The organism is Streptomyces tailanensis (assembly GCF_008386495.1).
Classification (GTDB): domain Bacteria; phylum Actinomycetota; class Actinomycetes; order Streptomycetales; family Streptomycetaceae; genus Streptomyces; species Streptomyces tailanensis.
This window is the reverse complement of the sequence record NZ_VTHJ01000030.1, coordinates 88,630-103,414: the sequence shown is the minus strand read 5'-3', so window position 1 is coordinate 103,414 and position 14,785 is coordinate 88,630. Positions and strand designations below refer to the sequence as shown.

The 14,785-nt window shown below is 68.5% G+C and carries 12 protein-coding genes; 6 read left to right on the top strand and 6 right to left on the bottom strand.

Annotated elements, in window-relative coordinates; all coding sequences use genetic code 11:
• The first annotated feature begins 86 nt into the window (after nt 1–86).
• Nucleotides 87–635 (top strand): GNAT family N-acetyltransferase, encoded by a 549-nt coding sequence (locus tag F3T56_RS24175; RefSeq protein WP_149827474.1) that lies wholly within the window; start codon nt 87–89, stop codon nt 633–635.
• Nucleotides 636–645: 10 nt separating this feature from the next.
• Nucleotides 646–1,029, top strand: a complete 384-nt coding sequence (locus F3T56_RS24170) for a cupin domain-containing protein (RefSeq protein WP_149827473.1) — start codon at nt 646–648, stop codon at nt 1,027–1,029.
• Nucleotides 1,030–1,035: 6 nt separating this feature from the next.
• On the opposite strand, the gene F3T56_RS24165 is transcribed toward F3T56_RS24170, so the two are convergent.
• From F3T56_RS24165 to F3T56_RS24140, 6 genes are all read right to left on the bottom strand, one after another.
• Nucleotides 1,036–2,616, bottom strand: coding sequence for a type IV secretory system conjugative DNA transfer family protein (locus F3T56_RS24165; protein WP_149827472.1), 1,581 nt, complete (start codon nt 2,614–2,616; stop codon nt 1,036–1,038).
• Nucleotides 2,617–2,630: 14 nt separating this feature from the next.
• The gene (locus F3T56_RS24160) at nt 2,631–4,064 is read right to left on the bottom strand and encodes an ATP-binding protein (RefSeq protein ID WP_149827471.1); all 1,434 of its coding nucleotides are present in this window, start codon (nt 4,062–4,064) and stop codon (nt 2,631–2,633) included.
• 54 nt (nt 4,065–4,118) lie between these two features.
• Complete coding sequence (locus F3T56_RS24155) at nt 4,119–5,675, bottom strand: SCO6880 family protein (protein ID WP_149827470.1); 1,557 nt, start codon at nt 5,673–5,675, stop codon at nt 4,119–4,121.
• The gene (locus F3T56_RS24150) at nt 5,672–7,006 is read right to left on the bottom strand and encodes a hypothetical protein (protein WP_149827469.1); all 1,335 of its coding nucleotides are present in this window, start codon (nt 7,004–7,006) and stop codon (nt 5,672–5,674) included. Before F3T56_RS24150 ends, F3T56_RS24155 begins: the two co-directional genes overlap by 4 nt.
• Nucleotides 6,996–7,850 carry a DUF8175 domain-containg protein gene (locus tag F3T56_RS24145; protein WP_149827468.1) on the bottom strand — a complete coding sequence of 285 codons (855 nt, stop codon included), beginning with the start codon at nt 7,848–7,850 and terminating at the stop codon, nt 6,996–6,998. The genes F3T56_RS24150 and F3T56_RS24145 overlap by 11 nt, the downstream gene beginning before the upstream one ends.
• 219 nt (nt 7,851–8,069) lie before the next feature.
• Nucleotides 8,070–8,378 carry a hypothetical protein gene (locus F3T56_RS24140; protein ID WP_149827482.1) on the bottom strand — a complete coding sequence of 103 codons (309 nt, stop codon included), beginning with the start codon at nt 8,376–8,378 and terminating at the stop codon, nt 8,070–8,072.
• A 629-nt stretch (nt 8,379–9,007) separates the two neighbouring features.
• Here F3T56_RS24140 and F3T56_RS24135 point away from each other — a divergent pair.
• The 4 genes from F3T56_RS24135 to F3T56_RS24120 all read left to right on the top strand — a co-directional run bounded on the left by F3T56_RS24135 (nt 9,008) and on the right by F3T56_RS24120 (nt 14,735).
• Complete coding sequence (locus tag F3T56_RS24135; protein WP_149827467.1) at nt 9,008–11,596, top strand: hypothetical protein; 2,589 nt, start codon at nt 9,008–9,010, stop codon at nt 11,594–11,596.
• The gene (locus tag F3T56_RS24130; protein ID WP_149827466.1) at nt 11,593–12,453 is read left to right on the top strand and encodes an immunity 49 family protein; all 861 of its coding nucleotides are present in this window, start codon (nt 11,593–11,595) and stop codon (nt 12,451–12,453) included. Before F3T56_RS24135 ends, F3T56_RS24130 begins: the two co-directional genes overlap by 4 nt.
• A 283-nt stretch (nt 12,454–12,736) precedes the next feature.
• Nucleotides 12,737–14,437, top strand: coding sequence for an immunity 49 family protein (locus tag F3T56_RS24125; protein WP_246203797.1), 1,701 nt, complete (start codon nt 12,737–12,739; stop codon nt 14,435–14,437).
• A gap of 46 nt (nt 14,438–14,483) precedes the next feature.
• Nucleotides 14,484–14,735, top strand: coding sequence for a DUF7691 family protein (locus tag F3T56_RS24120; protein WP_246203796.1), 252 nt, complete (start codon nt 14,484–14,486; stop codon nt 14,733–14,735).
• The last annotated feature ends 50 nt before the right edge of the window (nt 14,736–14,785 follow it).

Sequence of the window (14,785 nt, the reverse complement as noted above, 5' to 3'; positions counted from 1 at the left end):
AGTAGGACACCGCCGAACAAATAGTGCGAAAGGCCCACACCAGAAATGGTGTGGGCCTTTTTGCGTTTGTCGTTACCGTGGTTGGCATGAATACGTCGAACGAGTATGTGATCCGGTCCATCCGTGCCGAGGAGTGGCGTGAGGTGCGGGAATTGCGACTGGCCGCGCTACGGGATCCGGTTGCGCATCTGGCGTTTCTGGAGACGCACGAGGATGCGGTGGGGCGGTCGGACGCGTACTGGAAGGAGCGGACGGAGGGGGCTGCCGAGGGGGCTTTGGAGCGGCATCAGTTCGTTGCGGAGACCGGGGGCGACGGGTGGGTCGGGTCGGTGACCGTGCTCGTGGAGGAGGCCGGGGTGCAGGACTTCTTCGGGGGGATCGTCGAGCGGCGGCAGGGGCATCTGGTGGGGGTGTTCCTGCGGGACGGGCACCGGGGGAAGGGAGTAGGGGAGGCGTTGTTCGGGGCCGCGTTGGAGTGGGCTCGTGGGGTCGGGCTCGAGCGGGCGCGGTTGTTCGTGCATGAGGGGAACGGGCGGGCCGCGGCCTTCTATCGGCGGGTCGGGTTCGTGAGCAGTGGGGTGACCGTCGAGGGCGATGCAGGACGGGAGTTGGAGTACGTCCTGGAGTTGGCCTAGCTTCGGCGACATGGACGACGGCGTGTATGTGGGGAATGCGGGCAAGGACGCGGCGCTGGACCGTGGCTGGCTGCTCGGGCACTTCAAGGCGGACGGCGATCCTCGGCGGAGTGACGCGGTGGAGATCAAGTGGGGTGTCCATCCGCGTGGTGACAGGCGGGCGCAGTGGGTCCGCGGTGAGGGACGTACGGCTCTGCAGGTGCTGATCAGCGGGCCATTCCGCGTGGACTTTCCCGGCCGCAGTGTCGTACTCGAACGGCAGGGCGACTACGTCGTCTGGGGGCGCGGGGTGGATCACTCCTGGGTCGCGGAGGAGGAGTCGGTGGTGCTGACCGTGCGGTGGCCGTCCGTTCCCGGGTATGCGGTGCCGCAGCCGCAGGGGGAACGTGCCTGACGGGCGCTATGGCGTGGGAAGTTCGTGGTTCGGCCAGCGGGATTTGGCCTGTTCCCGGGAGCGGAGCAGGGCCAGGGTGGGCAGGCCTTGGGACTGGCCGGAGGTCAGGAGGGCCGGAAGTTGGGGGAGGGGGGCCACCGCCGCCACGTCGTCCAGGATCAGGGTGAGTGGTGGGTCGAGGCGGCCGGAGGATGACCGTTCGGCCATGCGCCGGCCGCGCTCGACCACGCTTGAGGCGAGGGCCGTCAGCAGGGGCATGGCGGACGGGTTCGCCTTGGGGTCCTCGATGGGTGCGCCGACCACATAAAGCGTTCCCCCCTCGTGGAGGAAGGAATCCAGGGTCAGGGAGTCCGTCCGGTTCGGGGTGCAGGATTCCCGCACATTGACCGTGGAGAGGGAGGACAGGGCCCGGGCCGTCAGTTCCTGGGCGATGTCCCGGCGTTCGGGGTGGGACGTCAGGGCCGATTCGAGTTCGCCCGCGGAGCCCGGGGCCGCTTTCGGGCTCGTGCGGAGGGTTCGTACTGCCTCTTGGACGTTGCTGCCCTGGGCCCAGCGGTGGAGATGGCGGATCGTGCGGCCGTCTACTGCCGCGGCGTGGAGGTAGCTGCGCAGGAGCGTTTCCGCCGTGTCCGCCACCGCTTGGTCGATCTTCGCCGTGGGGCGGATCGGGGCGAGGAGGGCGGTTGCCCTGGCCGCCGCGGTGGGCTTGTCCTCGCAGCCGGTGGTGGGGGACCAGTGGAGGCGGGCCGGGGTGTCGCAGCGGTGGGAGGGGTCGTAGAGGAGGACCGGGCCCAGTTTCGCTCGGGCATCCTTCGTGTCCGACCAGAGGGTGGGGTCGGAGGTGACCACCAGGGCCGGGCCTTCGGCGTCCCGTACGGCTTCGAGCGCGGCGGGGCGGCGGGATTCGGCGGAGCCGAGGATCACAGCTCTTCGCGATACAGGGGGGCTTGGGCTTGCGAAGGCGGCCGTAGGAGGAGAAGCAGAAGGAGGGGCGGGGATGAGTGCGGCCGGCGGGGATTCCGGGTCCTTGAGGAGGGCCGGGGGGAGGGGCGCGGTGGCTTCTTCTATGGCTTCGGTCGGCGTGGGCGTGGGCGTTGGCGTGGGCTTGGGCGTGGGCTTGGCCATGGGTGGTGCCGCAGCCGTGGCGTTGTCGTGCCTCGGGCCGGGCTGTGGCGTCGTGGGCGCCGTTGCCCGGGGGGCACCCTGGGACCGTAGCGCCTTCTCCCTTGCCCGTACCGCGCGCCAGCGGGCCAGTGTGCCCATGACGAAGATGGTCAGGACGAGGAGGACCATCACTTGGCTGATGAGGAGGCCCCAGAAGAGGCCGTAGCCGGAGAGTTGGCCGGTGGGGGTGTCCGGCCAGGCGGCGGGGAGGTCCTGGGGGTTGGCGAGCAGGCTGCGTACGGCCAGGGGGGTGCGGGTGAAGGTGACGCGGTCGGGCCAGGCGCCGTGGGCGAAGAGGCCGGCGAGGCCGGTGGCCGTCCAGACGAGCAGGGTCAGGCCTACGAGGAAGCCGAGGAGGGCGATCAGCAGCCCGTCGGGGATGCCGCCGCCGCTCTGCCGGGGGTGCCGGTCCTCTGGTCTCATCTGTACTCGCTAGCTCAGGCCACCGTGGACTCGGAGGGGCCGTACCCCTCCAGATCGCTCAGTTGCTGTTCGACGAAGGCCGCGGCCCGTTCCTCCGCCTCCAACTCGGCGGCGCGCAGGGCGTCGTCGTCCAGGAGGTGGTCGTCGGACGATTCCGTCATCGCGCGGTCGGTGAAGACCAGGGGGCGTTCCGTCTCGGTGATCAGGTGTTTGACGACCTGGACGTTGCCGTTGACGTCCCAGACCGCGATGCCGGGGGTGAGGGTGGGGATGATCTCCACCGCCCAGCGGGGCAGGCCGAGGACACGGCCGGTCGCACGGGCTTCGTCGGCTTTCTGGGCGTAGATCGTCCTGGTGGAGGCCATCTTCAGGATCGCGGCCGCTTCCTTCGCCGCCGCGCCGTCGATGACGTCCGAGAGGTGGTGGACGACCGCGACGAAGGAGAGGCCGAGGCGGCGGCCGAACTTCAGGAGGCGCTGGAAGAGTTGGGCGACGAAGGGGCTGTTGATGATGTGCCAGGCCTCCTCGACCAGGAAGATGCGCTTCTTCCGGTCGGGGCGGATCCAGGTGTGCTCCAGCCAGACGCCGACGATCGCCATCAGGATCGGCATGGCGATCGAGTTGCGATCGATGTGGGACAGGTCGAAGACGATGAGCGGGGCGTCGAGGTCGATGCCGACCGTCGTGGGGCCGTCGAACATGCCGCGCAGGTCGCCGTCGACCAGTCGGTCGAGGACGAGTGCCACGTCCAGGCCCCAGGCCCGTACGTCGTCGAGGGCGACGTTCATCGCCTCCGCGGACTCCGGCTCGGGGTGGCGGAGCTGCTCGACGATGTCGGTGAGGACCGGCTGGCGTTCGACGATCGTCTCGTTGACGTAGGCGTGGGCGACCTTGAGGGCGAAGCCGGAGCGTTCGTCCAGGCCGTGGCCCATCGCCACCTCGATGATCGTCCTCAGGAGAGCCAGCTGGCCCGTCGTGGTGATCGAGGGGTCGAGGGGGTTGAGGCGGATGCCGTGGTTCAGGGCGGCGGTCGGGTCCAGGCGGATGGGAGTTATTCCCAGCTCCTGGGCGATGAGGTTCCACTCGCCGACGCCGTCCTCGCCCTGGGCGTCCAGGACGACGACCTGACGGTCGCGGAAGCGGAGCTGGCGCAGGACGTACGTCTTCTCCAGGGCCGACTTGCCGTTGCCGGACTCGCCGAGGACGAGCCAGTGCGGGGCGGGGAGCTGTTGGCCGTAGAGCTGGAAGGGGTCGTAGATGTAGCCCTTGCCGGAGTAGACCTCGCGGCCGATGATCACGCCGGAGTCGCCGAGGCCGGGGGCGGCGGTCGGGAGGTAGACCGCCTGGGCCTGGCCGGTGGAGGTGCGGACGGGGAGGCGGGTCGTCTCGACCTTGCCGAAGAGGAAGGAGGTGAAGGCGTCCGTGAGGGCGGACATGGGGTCCCGCATCAGCGCCTCACCTCCGGGTGCGGTTGGATCGGATGGTCCCGCATCGCGACAGCCCTACCTTCGGATTCCGGTGGCGAACGGGAGCGTGTTGACGAAGGCGCGGTGGTGCTCGCGGTCGCACCACTCCAGCTTCAGATACGACTTGCCGGCCGAGGCCCTTATCGTCCGCTTGTCGCGCGCGAGCGCCTCCGGGGAGCGGGAGGAGACGGTGATGTAGCCGACCAGGTTGACGCCGGCGGCGCCGCTGGCGAGGTCCTCGCCGCGCTGGTCGAGGCGGGAGTGGGAGGCCACGTCACGGGGGTCGACGGTGCGGTTCATCTTGGCGGCGCGGGACGCCTCCGCCTCGTCGTTCGTCTTCTCCGTCAGCATCCGCTCGATGGCGACCTCGGTGGGTTCGAGGTCCATCGTGACGGCGACGGTGCGGATGACGTCCGGGGTGTGGACCAGGAGCGGGGCCAGGAAGTTGACGCCGACCGGGGTCATCGGCCACTCCTTCACCCAGGCCGTGGCGTGGCACCAGGGGGCGCGGGTGGAGGACTCGCGGGTCTTGGCCTGGAGGTAGTCCGGCTCCATCGCGTCCAGCTCGGCCGGCCAGGCGTTGCGCCTGGTCATGGCCTGGATGTGGTCGATGGGGTGGTCCGGGTCGTACATGGAGTGGATGAGGGAGGCGAGGCGGCCCTGGCCCAGTGGCTGCCGTACGCGGATGTCGGCCTCCTGGAGGCGCGAGCAGATGTCCGTCAGCTCACGCGCCATGACGACGGCGAGGCCCGCGTCCTTGTCCATCTTCCGGCCCTGCGGGCGGGCCGCGCGGGCCATGGCGTGCGCCTCGGCGGCCAGTTCGCGGTTGTAGTGCATACAGGCGACCAGGTACGCCCGGTGCTGCTCGCTGCTCGTGGAGACCATGGACTGGAGCTGGTCGTACGACTGCTGCAGCCAGCCGGGGGCGCGCTCGTCGCCGCGCTGGGCGACGTCCTTGGCGTGGGCGTCCGGGTCGGCCGGGAGCGTACGGGCGAGCATCTGCAGGCGGGTGACGAAGCCGTCGCCGTTGGCCACGTGCTTGAGGAGGGTGCCGAAGCGGTCGACGAGGGCTTCCTGGTCCTCGGAGTCGCGCAGGCCGACGCCCGGGCCCTCGATCTCGATGGCGGCGGTGACGGTCCGGCGGTCGGCGTGGAGGAGTACGGCGATTTCGTCGGGGCCGAAGGGCGCGGCCAGCCAGGTGATACGGCCGATGCCCGGGGGCGGGCCGACCTCGACCTCACGGCCGTCGAGGCGCGTACCGGCCTCCATGGCGGCGGAGCGGTACGTCGTGCCGCGGCGGAGCGCTCGCTTGTAACTGCGGTTGATCTCGAACCACTTGTAGAACGTCCGCCGCTTGTACGGCACGTAGACGGCCGCCAGCGCGAGCAGTGGGAAGCCCGTGAGCAGGGCGATGCGCGGTACGAGGACCGGGACGAGGAGACCGCACATCATGCCGAGGAACGCGCCCACGATGATCAACGCGATCTCGCCGGACTCGCGGTTCCGGCCGATGATCGCGTTCGGCCGGGCGCGGCCGATCAGATATGTACGGCGGGGCGTGACCGGATGGGACAGGTGGGACTCGGTCGTCAACGCCCTTCACCTCCCGTGCGGTTGCTGTTGCGGGTGTTACTGGCGTGGGGGGTGTTGACCGGGCTCGAGCGGGGCGGGGGTGCGGCGGGGACGGATCCGCCGCCTCCGCCTCCGCCGCCGTTCGCCGTACGGGAGCTGTGGGCGGCTACGCCGCCGGAGGCCGGGTTGGACGGGCGGGCGCCGCTGTTGCCGCCTCCGCCGCCGTTGTTGTCGGCCCGGGTGCTGTGGGTTTTGATGCCCTGGGCGACGAGGGTGGCGGGGGAGCTGATGACGGCGGCGGCCTTGTTCTCGGCGCCCTGCATCAGACGGTTGTTGCGGGAGCCGGCGATCTCGTCGCCGAAGCCTGGGACGAAGCGGTAGATCATCGCCGAGGCGAAGATGGCCAGGAGGATGATGGCGAGGCCCGAGACCACAGCGGAGAACGCGTCCGGGCCCTCGTCCGCGGAGAGCGCGCCCGCGAGGCCGAGGACGATCACGATCACCGGCTTGATGAGGATGACCGCGATCATGATGCCCGCCCAGCGGCGGACGTGGCCCCACAGGTTCTTGTCGACGAGTCCCGCGTAGACGACCGTGCCGAGCAGCGCGCCCACGTAGAGCAGGGCGGCGCGGATGACCAGCTCCAGCCAGAGGACGCCTGCGGCGAGGATGGAGACGAGGGATACGACGATGAGCATGATGGGCCCGCCGCCGATGTCCTCGCCCTTCTTCAAGGCGCCGGAGAAGTTGCCGAAGAAGGTGTCCGTCTGGTCGCCGGTGGCTTTCGCGAGGACCTCGCTTACTCCGTCGGTCGCCGAGACGATCGTGTAGAGGATGAGGGGGGTGAAGGCCGAGGCCAGGACCGTGAGCCAGAGGAAGCCGACGGCTTCGGAGAGGGCCGTGGTGAGGGGAACGCCCCGCACGGCTCGCTTCGCCACCGCGAGCAGCCACAGGATGAGGGTGAGGATCGTCGAGGCCGCGAAGACCACGGCGTACTGCTGGAGGAACGTCTGGTTCGTGAAGTCGACGTTCGCGGTTTCGTTGACTGCGGCGGAGAGCTTGTCGATGGTCCAGGAGGCGGCGTTGGCGCAGCCCTTGGCGAGGGAGGAGAGGGGGTCGACTGTGGCGGTTACGTCGTTGGGGAGGGTGCTGGTGTCTCCCTTGTCGCCGGATTCTCGTTCGCAGTAGTCCTTGGCGGGGCCGGCGATCAGGGAGCAGGGGTCGCTGCTGGAGGACGGCGAGGGCGAGGGGGTGGGCGCGGCGAAGGCTCGGGTCGCCAGCAGGATGGCGCCGACCTGAACGGCCGCCACAGCACCAGTGAGCGTGAGTGCGCGACGCGGGCTACCGGGCATACGTGAACCCTCCGAACTCCTCGACCGCCTTGCCGATCTCGTCGGCTCCGGAGACCGGGTCGTCTGCGTTGACGGGGGTTGGGCCGGTCTTCTGGCTGGTCTCGAGGACCTTCCAGTCGCCATCGGTCCAGTTCAGCTTCAAGGTCACGGTGAACCAGCCGTTGGTCACCGGGTTGGTCGTGTTCTCACCGGTGAGCCCGAACAGGCTGTTGCACCAGACTTCGACGGTGGCCGCGGCGGAACTGTAGGACGTGGCTTTGGTGCCCACCGGCAGTGTCCGGTTGACGAACGTGCTGCCTGAAGGCGCGCTGCCGTCCTCGTCGAGGCCGAGTGTCTTCAGGAAGTCGGCCGAGTAGTCGGCGTCGAAGCCGGCCTTGAGGCGGTTCATCGCGCTGGGATCGGCGATGGTCTCGACGATCTGGTGCCGCTTGGCGGTGTTGAACATGCCGTCCGAACCCAGGGCAGCTGTGTAGTTGGCCGCCGCGCTTTCCGCCCCCTGCTCACTCTGCGCGAACCCCGTAGGAATCCCCGCCGTCTTCGTCTCCACCGGCCGCTCCCCCGAAGCCGCCGTAGGCGCCGTCTCCGCCTTGTCGCCCCCGGAGCCGTTGTCCCCGGAATCGTCGCCTCCGCGGTTCGCGAAGGCGATCGCGGCGATGAGGAGGACGACTACGCCGACGATGGTGACGAGGCTTCTGGAGGAGGATCGGGGGCGGCGGGGGGTGCTGCCGTAGGGGTCGTCGGGGAGGCGGGTGCGGGTCTGGCCGGTGCCGCCGTAACCTCCGTACGCCCCGTCGTCACCGGCGCGCGAGGACTCCCCGTACCCGTGCTGGTCGCCGAGACTCATGCCGCGTACGCCCCTTCAACATCGACATCGACGTCGTACTCGAACGTGTACGCGCAGCGAAACGCGTAGCTATACGACGGTAGCCGCGCTGGTTCCCGCGCGGGCGCGGTGTGGTGACTCGACATCAGGGAGACGCAACCTCAGCCGGTGGGCACGACGGACGGGTGGGGTAGTGGGGAACCGGGCGTGCCCGGCCGGGACGAGGGCCGGCCCGTCGCGCTAAACGGCCATGCCGTACACGATGGTGAAGAGCGTGCCCAGTGAACCGATGATGAAGACACCGGTGAGGCCCGCGATGATGAGGCCCTTGCCCTGTTCGGCGCTGAAGGTGTCGCGCAGGGCGGTCGCGCCGATGCGCTGTTTGGCCGCGCCCCAGATGGCGATGCCGAGGCAGAGGAGGATGGCCACCGCCATCACGACCTCGATCATCACGCGCGCCTCGTTGCCCAGGTTGCCGAAAGGCCCCCAGTCCGGGGCGATTCCGCCGATGATGGTGGTGATGTCGCCCTTGTCGGCCGCAAGAAACATGTAAGTCACCGCCCCTAATGGGTAGTTCAGCTGCTGTGCCGTGCGTCCGGGGCGCTGCCGCGCCGCGTTCGCACCGCACCCTCGGCGCGGGTGCGCAGAGGTCAGGCCTATTCTCGCCGACAATGACGCTGTCGTATGTCGACTTGGCGTCATTGATTGGCGGGTTTCGTACGGATCCCTTGCCTCCGACCCGTGAGGGACCCTAACGGGGGACGCGGGGCGGTATATGAGGGGCCGTATTATCACTCTGTGTATCACGGCGTGTCACGCCGGGCAACGAGGTCGAACCGGAACCTGTGGTGTGGTTCGGTCGTTAGTCCACTTTTGCGTCATGGGCTGTCAAGGGGCTGGTCGGCTCCCGCTTCTGACGGGGCGTCGTTATCGGTCGTTCTTCGAGTCCTCTGGGTTCTCCGGGTTCGCCGGGTTCTGCCGGTTCGAGTGTGCCTGATGTGGACGTAAGGGTTGTGTGTGGGGCGGTCGATGGCCCTGGTTGCCGTTGAGGGGGCAACCTTTGGCCAGAAGTGTGTGGGATCGCGATCGCAATTTTGGTACAAATGGTCGACTCGGGGGCACAGAGGTGCGCGGCGAGTTGAGGGAACGTATCTGCGAGGGCGTCCACGGGGGTAGGCGTGAGCGAGGAGAGGCCTGTTGTCTCGGCCGAGATACCGGAGTTCACCGGAAATCTGGAGCAGTTGGAGCTGGACGCGGCGGACATCGCGTTCGACGGGATGTCAGTCGGCGCCGCCGGCCTGCTGATCGACGCGAACTTCAACCTCCTGGAGCCCTTCTACAAGGCGCCCGAGGCCGACCAGCTCTTCGCGACGACCGCGCCGGTCGCGGCGGCCGGGAACGACCTGTACACCGAGCTGAACACGGTCTCCAAGGCGCTGCTCGACTACGCGGCCGAGGTGCGGCCCCTGGTCAACAGGCTCAACACCCTGCGCGAGGAGGCGGCGGCCTTCGAGCGGCAGGTCGCGGGCGACGACGAGTGGGTCGCGGACGGCGACCTCATAGAGGAGAACACCAACCGCCGCAACGCGGTGAACGCCGCCTGGACCGCCTTCCAGGCCGCCGAGGTCGCCTGCCACAACAAGATCATCGCGCTGATCGGCGGAGAGCCGCTCGTCGTCGACGACGGCACCCACAAAGACAACATGTACGGCTACCGCGCCGAGGACCTCAACATGGCCTCCGGGCTGCCGTGGGGCGACGTCGTCGAGGAGTCCAACCCCTGGTACTACTTCCACGAGCACGCCTGGGACTTCACCGTCGGCTTCTTCGTCGACGGCGTGTGGGGCACGATTCGTGGGCTCGGCACGCTGGTCGGCGTGGACGGGTGGGACGCGGCCGGGCAGGCGTGGACGGGGCTGGGCAAGCTTCTCACCGGCATCGTGATCACCGCCGTACCCGTGGTCGGTGCCGCGTACTGGCTGACTCCGGCCGACAAGCTGCCGTCCTGGCTGCGGGACTCCCGTACGGCGGTCGTCGAGACGGGGAAGGCGCTGATCGCGTACGACCAGTGGGGGAAGAACCCGTCCCGGGCGGCCGGGGCCGTCACCTTCAACGTCGTCACCACCATCTTCACGGGTGGTGCGGGCGGAGCGGTGGCGGGGACCGCCAAAGCGGGTGCGATCGCGAAGGCCATCTCCTTCGCGGGCAAGGCCGGTCGGATCGTCGACCCAATGACGTACATCGCGAAGGGCATCGGCGCGACCGCCGTCCGGATCAGCGATGTGATGTCGAGCCTGCGGGGCATCACGAACGGCACGCACATCCGGCTGGGCGAGGGCACGTACCGGATCGCCGACGTACCGAACCTCGCGGACGACCTGCCGGCCGGCCTGACCCCCGAGAACAGCGTCCGCATGGAGACCCCCGAGGGCGAGGTGGTCTACCTCGACACCACGACCCTCGTCATGCACAACGCGGACGGGACGGTACGGGAGTCGCTGGACAGCATCCGCCACGAGGACACGGCCGCCCAGAGGGCTGAGGACGCCGCCCGGCAGGAGGAGGGGGCGGGAGCGGGGGCTCGGGAGACTGCGGGGGTCGGGGCCGGGACGCGAGCGGGCGAGACCGCCGCGGTCGGGGGCGGGCGTGGCGGGGATGGCCTCGGGGGAACTGAGGGGCGCAGTGGCGAGAGCCCGGGGGCGGGGCGCGGGGGCGGTTCCGGAGGTGGTTACGGGGGTGCCGGCGGGGATGGCCTCGACGATGCCGGGCGTGCCGGGGACGACTCGGCAGGGGCGGGAACGGACGGCGTACGCGACCCGGACAGCGGGGTTCCCGGCTGGGCGGCGGATGACGGCCGTCCCAGTTTCATGCGTGAGGGAGGGAATCCCTACGGACCTCACGGATCGCTCACACTGGAGCAGATCGAGGATATTCAGCTCTACCGTGCCAATAACGAGCCTGGTTACTTCGAGCACTATTACCGGAAGGACGGCACGCGCAGGAGCCTCGACCTCCACGACGAGAGCGGGTTCACTCCGCCGCAACTCACCAGGCTGGGCGACGATGCTCCGCTGATCCGTGCCAAGGACACTCCTGCGCCGCCCAAGCCGCATTTCCTCGACGAGGATTACATCAGCGTGGGTGCGGACACGGTTTCGAACGCGGGGAGGCTCCGGCTTCTTGAGGAGAGTGCACAGGCGCGTCATTTCGCCATCCAGTGGGACAACCTCGTGGCGGACTGGAAAGCGGAGACCGGCAGGGCCCACCAGGCCCAAGGGACCCCGGAATCGGCCGGGCTCTGGGGAGAGGCCAAGGGGGCGTACAAGGAGTCCCACACGGCGATGGGTCACGCGGCCGAGGCGTTGGGTGAGAACGCTGCCAGGCATCACTACATCGCCGAGCGCTATACGGGTTTCACGGACGAGCCTCTCCTCGGTCCGAAAAGTGGAAATGACCAGTTCGATCAGGTGTGGACGCACGAGGACGGGCGAGTGGTCGTCATCGAGGCCAAGAGCAGTCCTGGCACCGATTTCGGCAGGCGCACCCTTCCTGGCGGTAGGCAAGTGTCACAGGGAAGCAGGGAGTACTTCTTCGACATCCTCGCCCAGATGGAAAAGCGGGGTGAAGACCAGCTGGTGGACGCTATGGAGAAAGCGCTCAAGGAGGGAAAGCTGGAATACGTCGTCGTCAAGGGTGAGAAGAACGCGGGGACATACACTGGCTACCAATACCGGCGGTTCGACATCAGCAAGGGGACTCTTCCGTGACTGTGACTGTTGCCCGGCATGGTGCTCCAGGACCCGACGCCGAGCGGTTCGCGGAGCGGCTGAGCGAGCGAGTAGCCAGGCGAATCGACGCGCTCGAAGAGTCCACAGACATGATCGACTACGCGTTCACCAGCACTCTCATGTCGCTGCGCGCTCACTGCGCTGTCGACCCTCGAGCGGCAGCCGTCGAGACCTGGGAAGCCGCGGTCAACGCGATGCAGTTGGGCTCCGCGCTCTTCGCCGTGACCGGTGTGAGTGAGGGAACCGTCGAGTGCCGTGTCAACCGGAAGATGCGGACGCTTCCGGCCCGTGGCCCGCTGTCGACCGCTGACGCGGGGACGTGGCTGAACGCCTTCTGGCTGGCGGTGATTTGCCGTGAGCAGCAGCGGATGACGGAGCTCTGCGAGATCCCGTTGGAGCGGCTGCGTTCTCCGGAGGGGCAGTACGACGAGTACATCTACCTCTGGGTGGACACCCTGCAGACGTACTGGCTTCGCAGGCCGGGGCTGGTCGAGAAGCTCACCGCCACGTTCGAGGCGTCGGACCCCTCGGTGGCGCGCATCGCGCCGCGAGACCTCCTGCAGGGCCTGCTCTACCCGCCGATCAACCTCTTCTACCGCTTCGTGCGCCGGGACGAGGAGGGCTTCAGCCCCGCTCTTGTGGAGGCGCTGGAGCTGCACCGGGCGTACTGGACCCTGAACGAGGAACGGGCAGCGGACATCGACGGCAGCATCGCGCTGGGCCCGCTGGCCATTGCCTGCCTCGCCTACGACGGCGGTATCCCCATCGAGGTCGAGTCGGAGTATCTGCCCAAGCATCTGCTTCAGCACGGCTGGTTGGGGGAGTTCCCGACCTGAGGCGTTGTGCGTGAGAGTGGCCGGACGCTGCCTGCGGAGCTGCCTCTGGGGTAGCTGTACGGGGCGGGCTGCACCACGAGTTCGACGGTGTACTGGAGTCATCGATGACGATCTTCTTCTCGCTCACCTGAGGTCCGCCGCCTAGGCTGGGCCCGGCACTTGCGGAGGACATGTACACGGGGCGGGGCGGGTAGTGCGGATCGAGCGGCATCGGGTGGGCGGAGCCCAGGTCTCGGCGGTTCGGGAGGGGTTTTTCGATCGGATTGCTTCGCGGGCGCGGTCCATGGCGAAGGCCGGGCCGGTGGCGGTCCATGAGTGGTGGGCGTTGGCGGAGGAACTGGTCGAGTATCTGGGCGTGCTGTCCATGGAGTGCCCGGAGTTGGATGTGCCGGAGGCCGAGGCGGTGCTCAAGGACGCAGCCGAGGCCGCTGCGGGGGCCGTCGCGTATGCCGCGTACTACCCGCGCGATGACTTCCGGGTTTTTCTCTCCTATGTGAACTTCGGGATCGACTACGAGCGTGGAGAGGAGGGCCAGCCGGAGGCCGTCAGTGTGCGGCAGTGGCTTGACGCGTTCTGTCTGGCCGTTCTCGCCGGGCGGGCCGAATGGCATGGGGAGGCCTTTCACTTCGCTCGGGTGCCGCTTCAGGAAGGGCGGGGCGGGCGGCCGGATGTCGAGCTCGTAAATGGGTTCATGGCGTACGTCATCGGGGACAGCGGGGGCGAGGGGGACGTGGGCGCGAGCCATTCGGCGTCCCGGGAGGAGAAGCTCGCGGCGATCTCGGCCGCCATCGCTCGCGTCTGGGCTCTGGATGACGAGAGCGGAGAGCATGGGACTGGCGGGGGGCTTGCCGAGCAGCCTTACAGCGTTGCGCTGTATGCCTTGCGGGCGCTCGTTCTCGGTGATCAGGAGGGGTTCTGGGCGGAGTTGGCTCGGCTGCTCGGTCCGTACAGCGCGATGTCGGGGCCGGGTGTTGGGCCTCGCTCGCTGATTCCTCTGCTTCCGCTCGCGCTCGCCGCTCTCGCCCACCGCAGGGAGGGGTGGGAGCCGGCGATCGACACCGGGTATCTGCCGCGGGCGCTGGTCACCGGGTTCGAGAGTGGGGGGCCGCGGGTGCGGGAGTACGGGCGGGACAGGCGGGCGGACGCGGTTGCGCAACTGGCCGATGCCGGGGTTGTGGTCGTTGAGCGGCCCGAGAATCCTCGGCCGCTCCATCCGGAGAGTCAGGCCATTTTTGAGCGGAGTGTTCACGAGATTCTTGCGGTGGGTCGGGAGAAGCCTGTTTCCGCCGCCGAATTGGCCAAGGCCATGCGTGATCACGAGCTTCTGTTCATGTTCCGGGCCACGCTCCATTCCGATGTCACCGACGAGCAGCTCGAAAGTCTTTTTCTTGCTTCGCAGTTGGGGGCTGCTGCCGTCCGGGTCGCCGGGGGCGAACCCGCGTCGTCCGTGGACGTGGTGATCAACGGCACGACGGTGAGCTGTGTCGTCGAGGGCGGTCGGCACTTCACCGGTGCCGGGCAGTGGGCCACCGCCACGAACTTCGCGCTGATCACCGGTCGGCGTGAGGATCTCGCGGCCCTGGTGCTGACCGATCCCGCGCTGCTGCGGGAAGACGGTTCCGCCTTCGCCTCGTACTGGCAGGCCCTCCACGACTATCTGCGCGGCGAGGATCCCGGACCTGCCACCGACCAGGCGGTGCGGGACTGTGCGAAGGCCGAGGAGTGGGGCTTCCTGCCGCCGCCGGCCGTGTTGTTCTCGCAGCTCGTCGAGGGCGATGAGGAAAGCTTCAACCTCGCTCTTCTCGACGCGCTTGAAGCGCATCGCGATTACTACCGGATCGCCGACCGTGCCGACACGTGTGACACCGCGCTCGATCTGGATGTCCTGGCGTTGGCCTGTCACGCCCGTCGCCGGGGGTGGGAGATCAAGGTCGAGTCCCCGTATCTGCCCGCCCGGCTGCTTCGGGCGGCCGCCCCTTTCTGAGCGGAGGGCGGAGGGTGTTGTCAGTGGTGGGCGCTAGTTTCGGGGCATGAGTTCTTCTCTGAGTGTGTACTTGCTGGATGTGGCTGCCACGCGGGCGCTGGTCGGGTCGCGGGACGAGCAGTTGCTCGATGTCATACGGAGCAAGTTCGGGGACGATCTGGCTCGGGACGACGACTGGTTCAAGTCCGAGATCGAGGACGGGGCGCCCACGGCGTACGAGGCGCTGCGGGCGGTGGAGTCTCGCGCCGTGAGCCGGATGACTCCGGCGGCTGGGCCGCAGGTCGGCGAGATCTTCTAGTCGGGCAGTAGGAAGGGCCCGGCCGTTACGGGTTCCGGGTCCTTACTCGA

Excerpts from the sequence above, each read along its gene's own strand:
- F3T56_RS24140 (WP_149827482.1), bottom strand. The coding sequence starts at position 8,378 with ATGTTTCTTGCGGCCGACAAGGGCGACATCACCACCATCATCGGCGGA.
- F3T56_RS24145 (WP_149827468.1), bottom strand. The coding sequence starts at position 7,850 with ATGAGTCTCGGCGACCAGCACGGGTACGGGGAGTCCTCGCGCGCCGGT.
- F3T56_RS24165 (WP_149827472.1), bottom strand. The coding sequence starts at position 2,616 with ATGAGACCAGAGGACCGGCACCCCCGGCAGAGCGGCGGCGGCATCCCC.
- F3T56_RS24120 (WP_246203796.1), top strand. The coding sequence starts at position 14,484 with ATGAGTTCTTCTCTGAGTGTGTACTTGCTGGATGTGGCTGCCACGCGG.
- F3T56_RS24150 (WP_149827469.1), bottom strand. The coding sequence starts at position 7,006 with ATGCCCGGTAGCCCGCGTCGCGCACTCACGCTCACTGGTGCTGTGGCG.
- F3T56_RS24160 (WP_149827471.1), bottom strand. The coding sequence starts at position 4,064 with ATGCGGGACCCCATGTCCGCCCTCACGGACGCCTTCACCTCCTTCCTC.
- F3T56_RS24125 (WP_246203797.1), top strand. The coding sequence starts at position 12,737 with ATGGCGAAGGCCGGGCCGGTGGCGGTCCATGAGTGGTGGGCGTTGGCG.
- F3T56_RS24175 (WP_149827474.1), top strand. The coding sequence starts at position 87 with ATGAATACGTCGAACGAGTATGTGATCCGGTCCATCCGTGCCGAGGAG.
- F3T56_RS24170 (WP_149827473.1), top strand. The coding sequence starts at position 646 with ATGGACGACGGCGTGTATGTGGGGAATGCGGGCAAGGACGCGGCGCTG.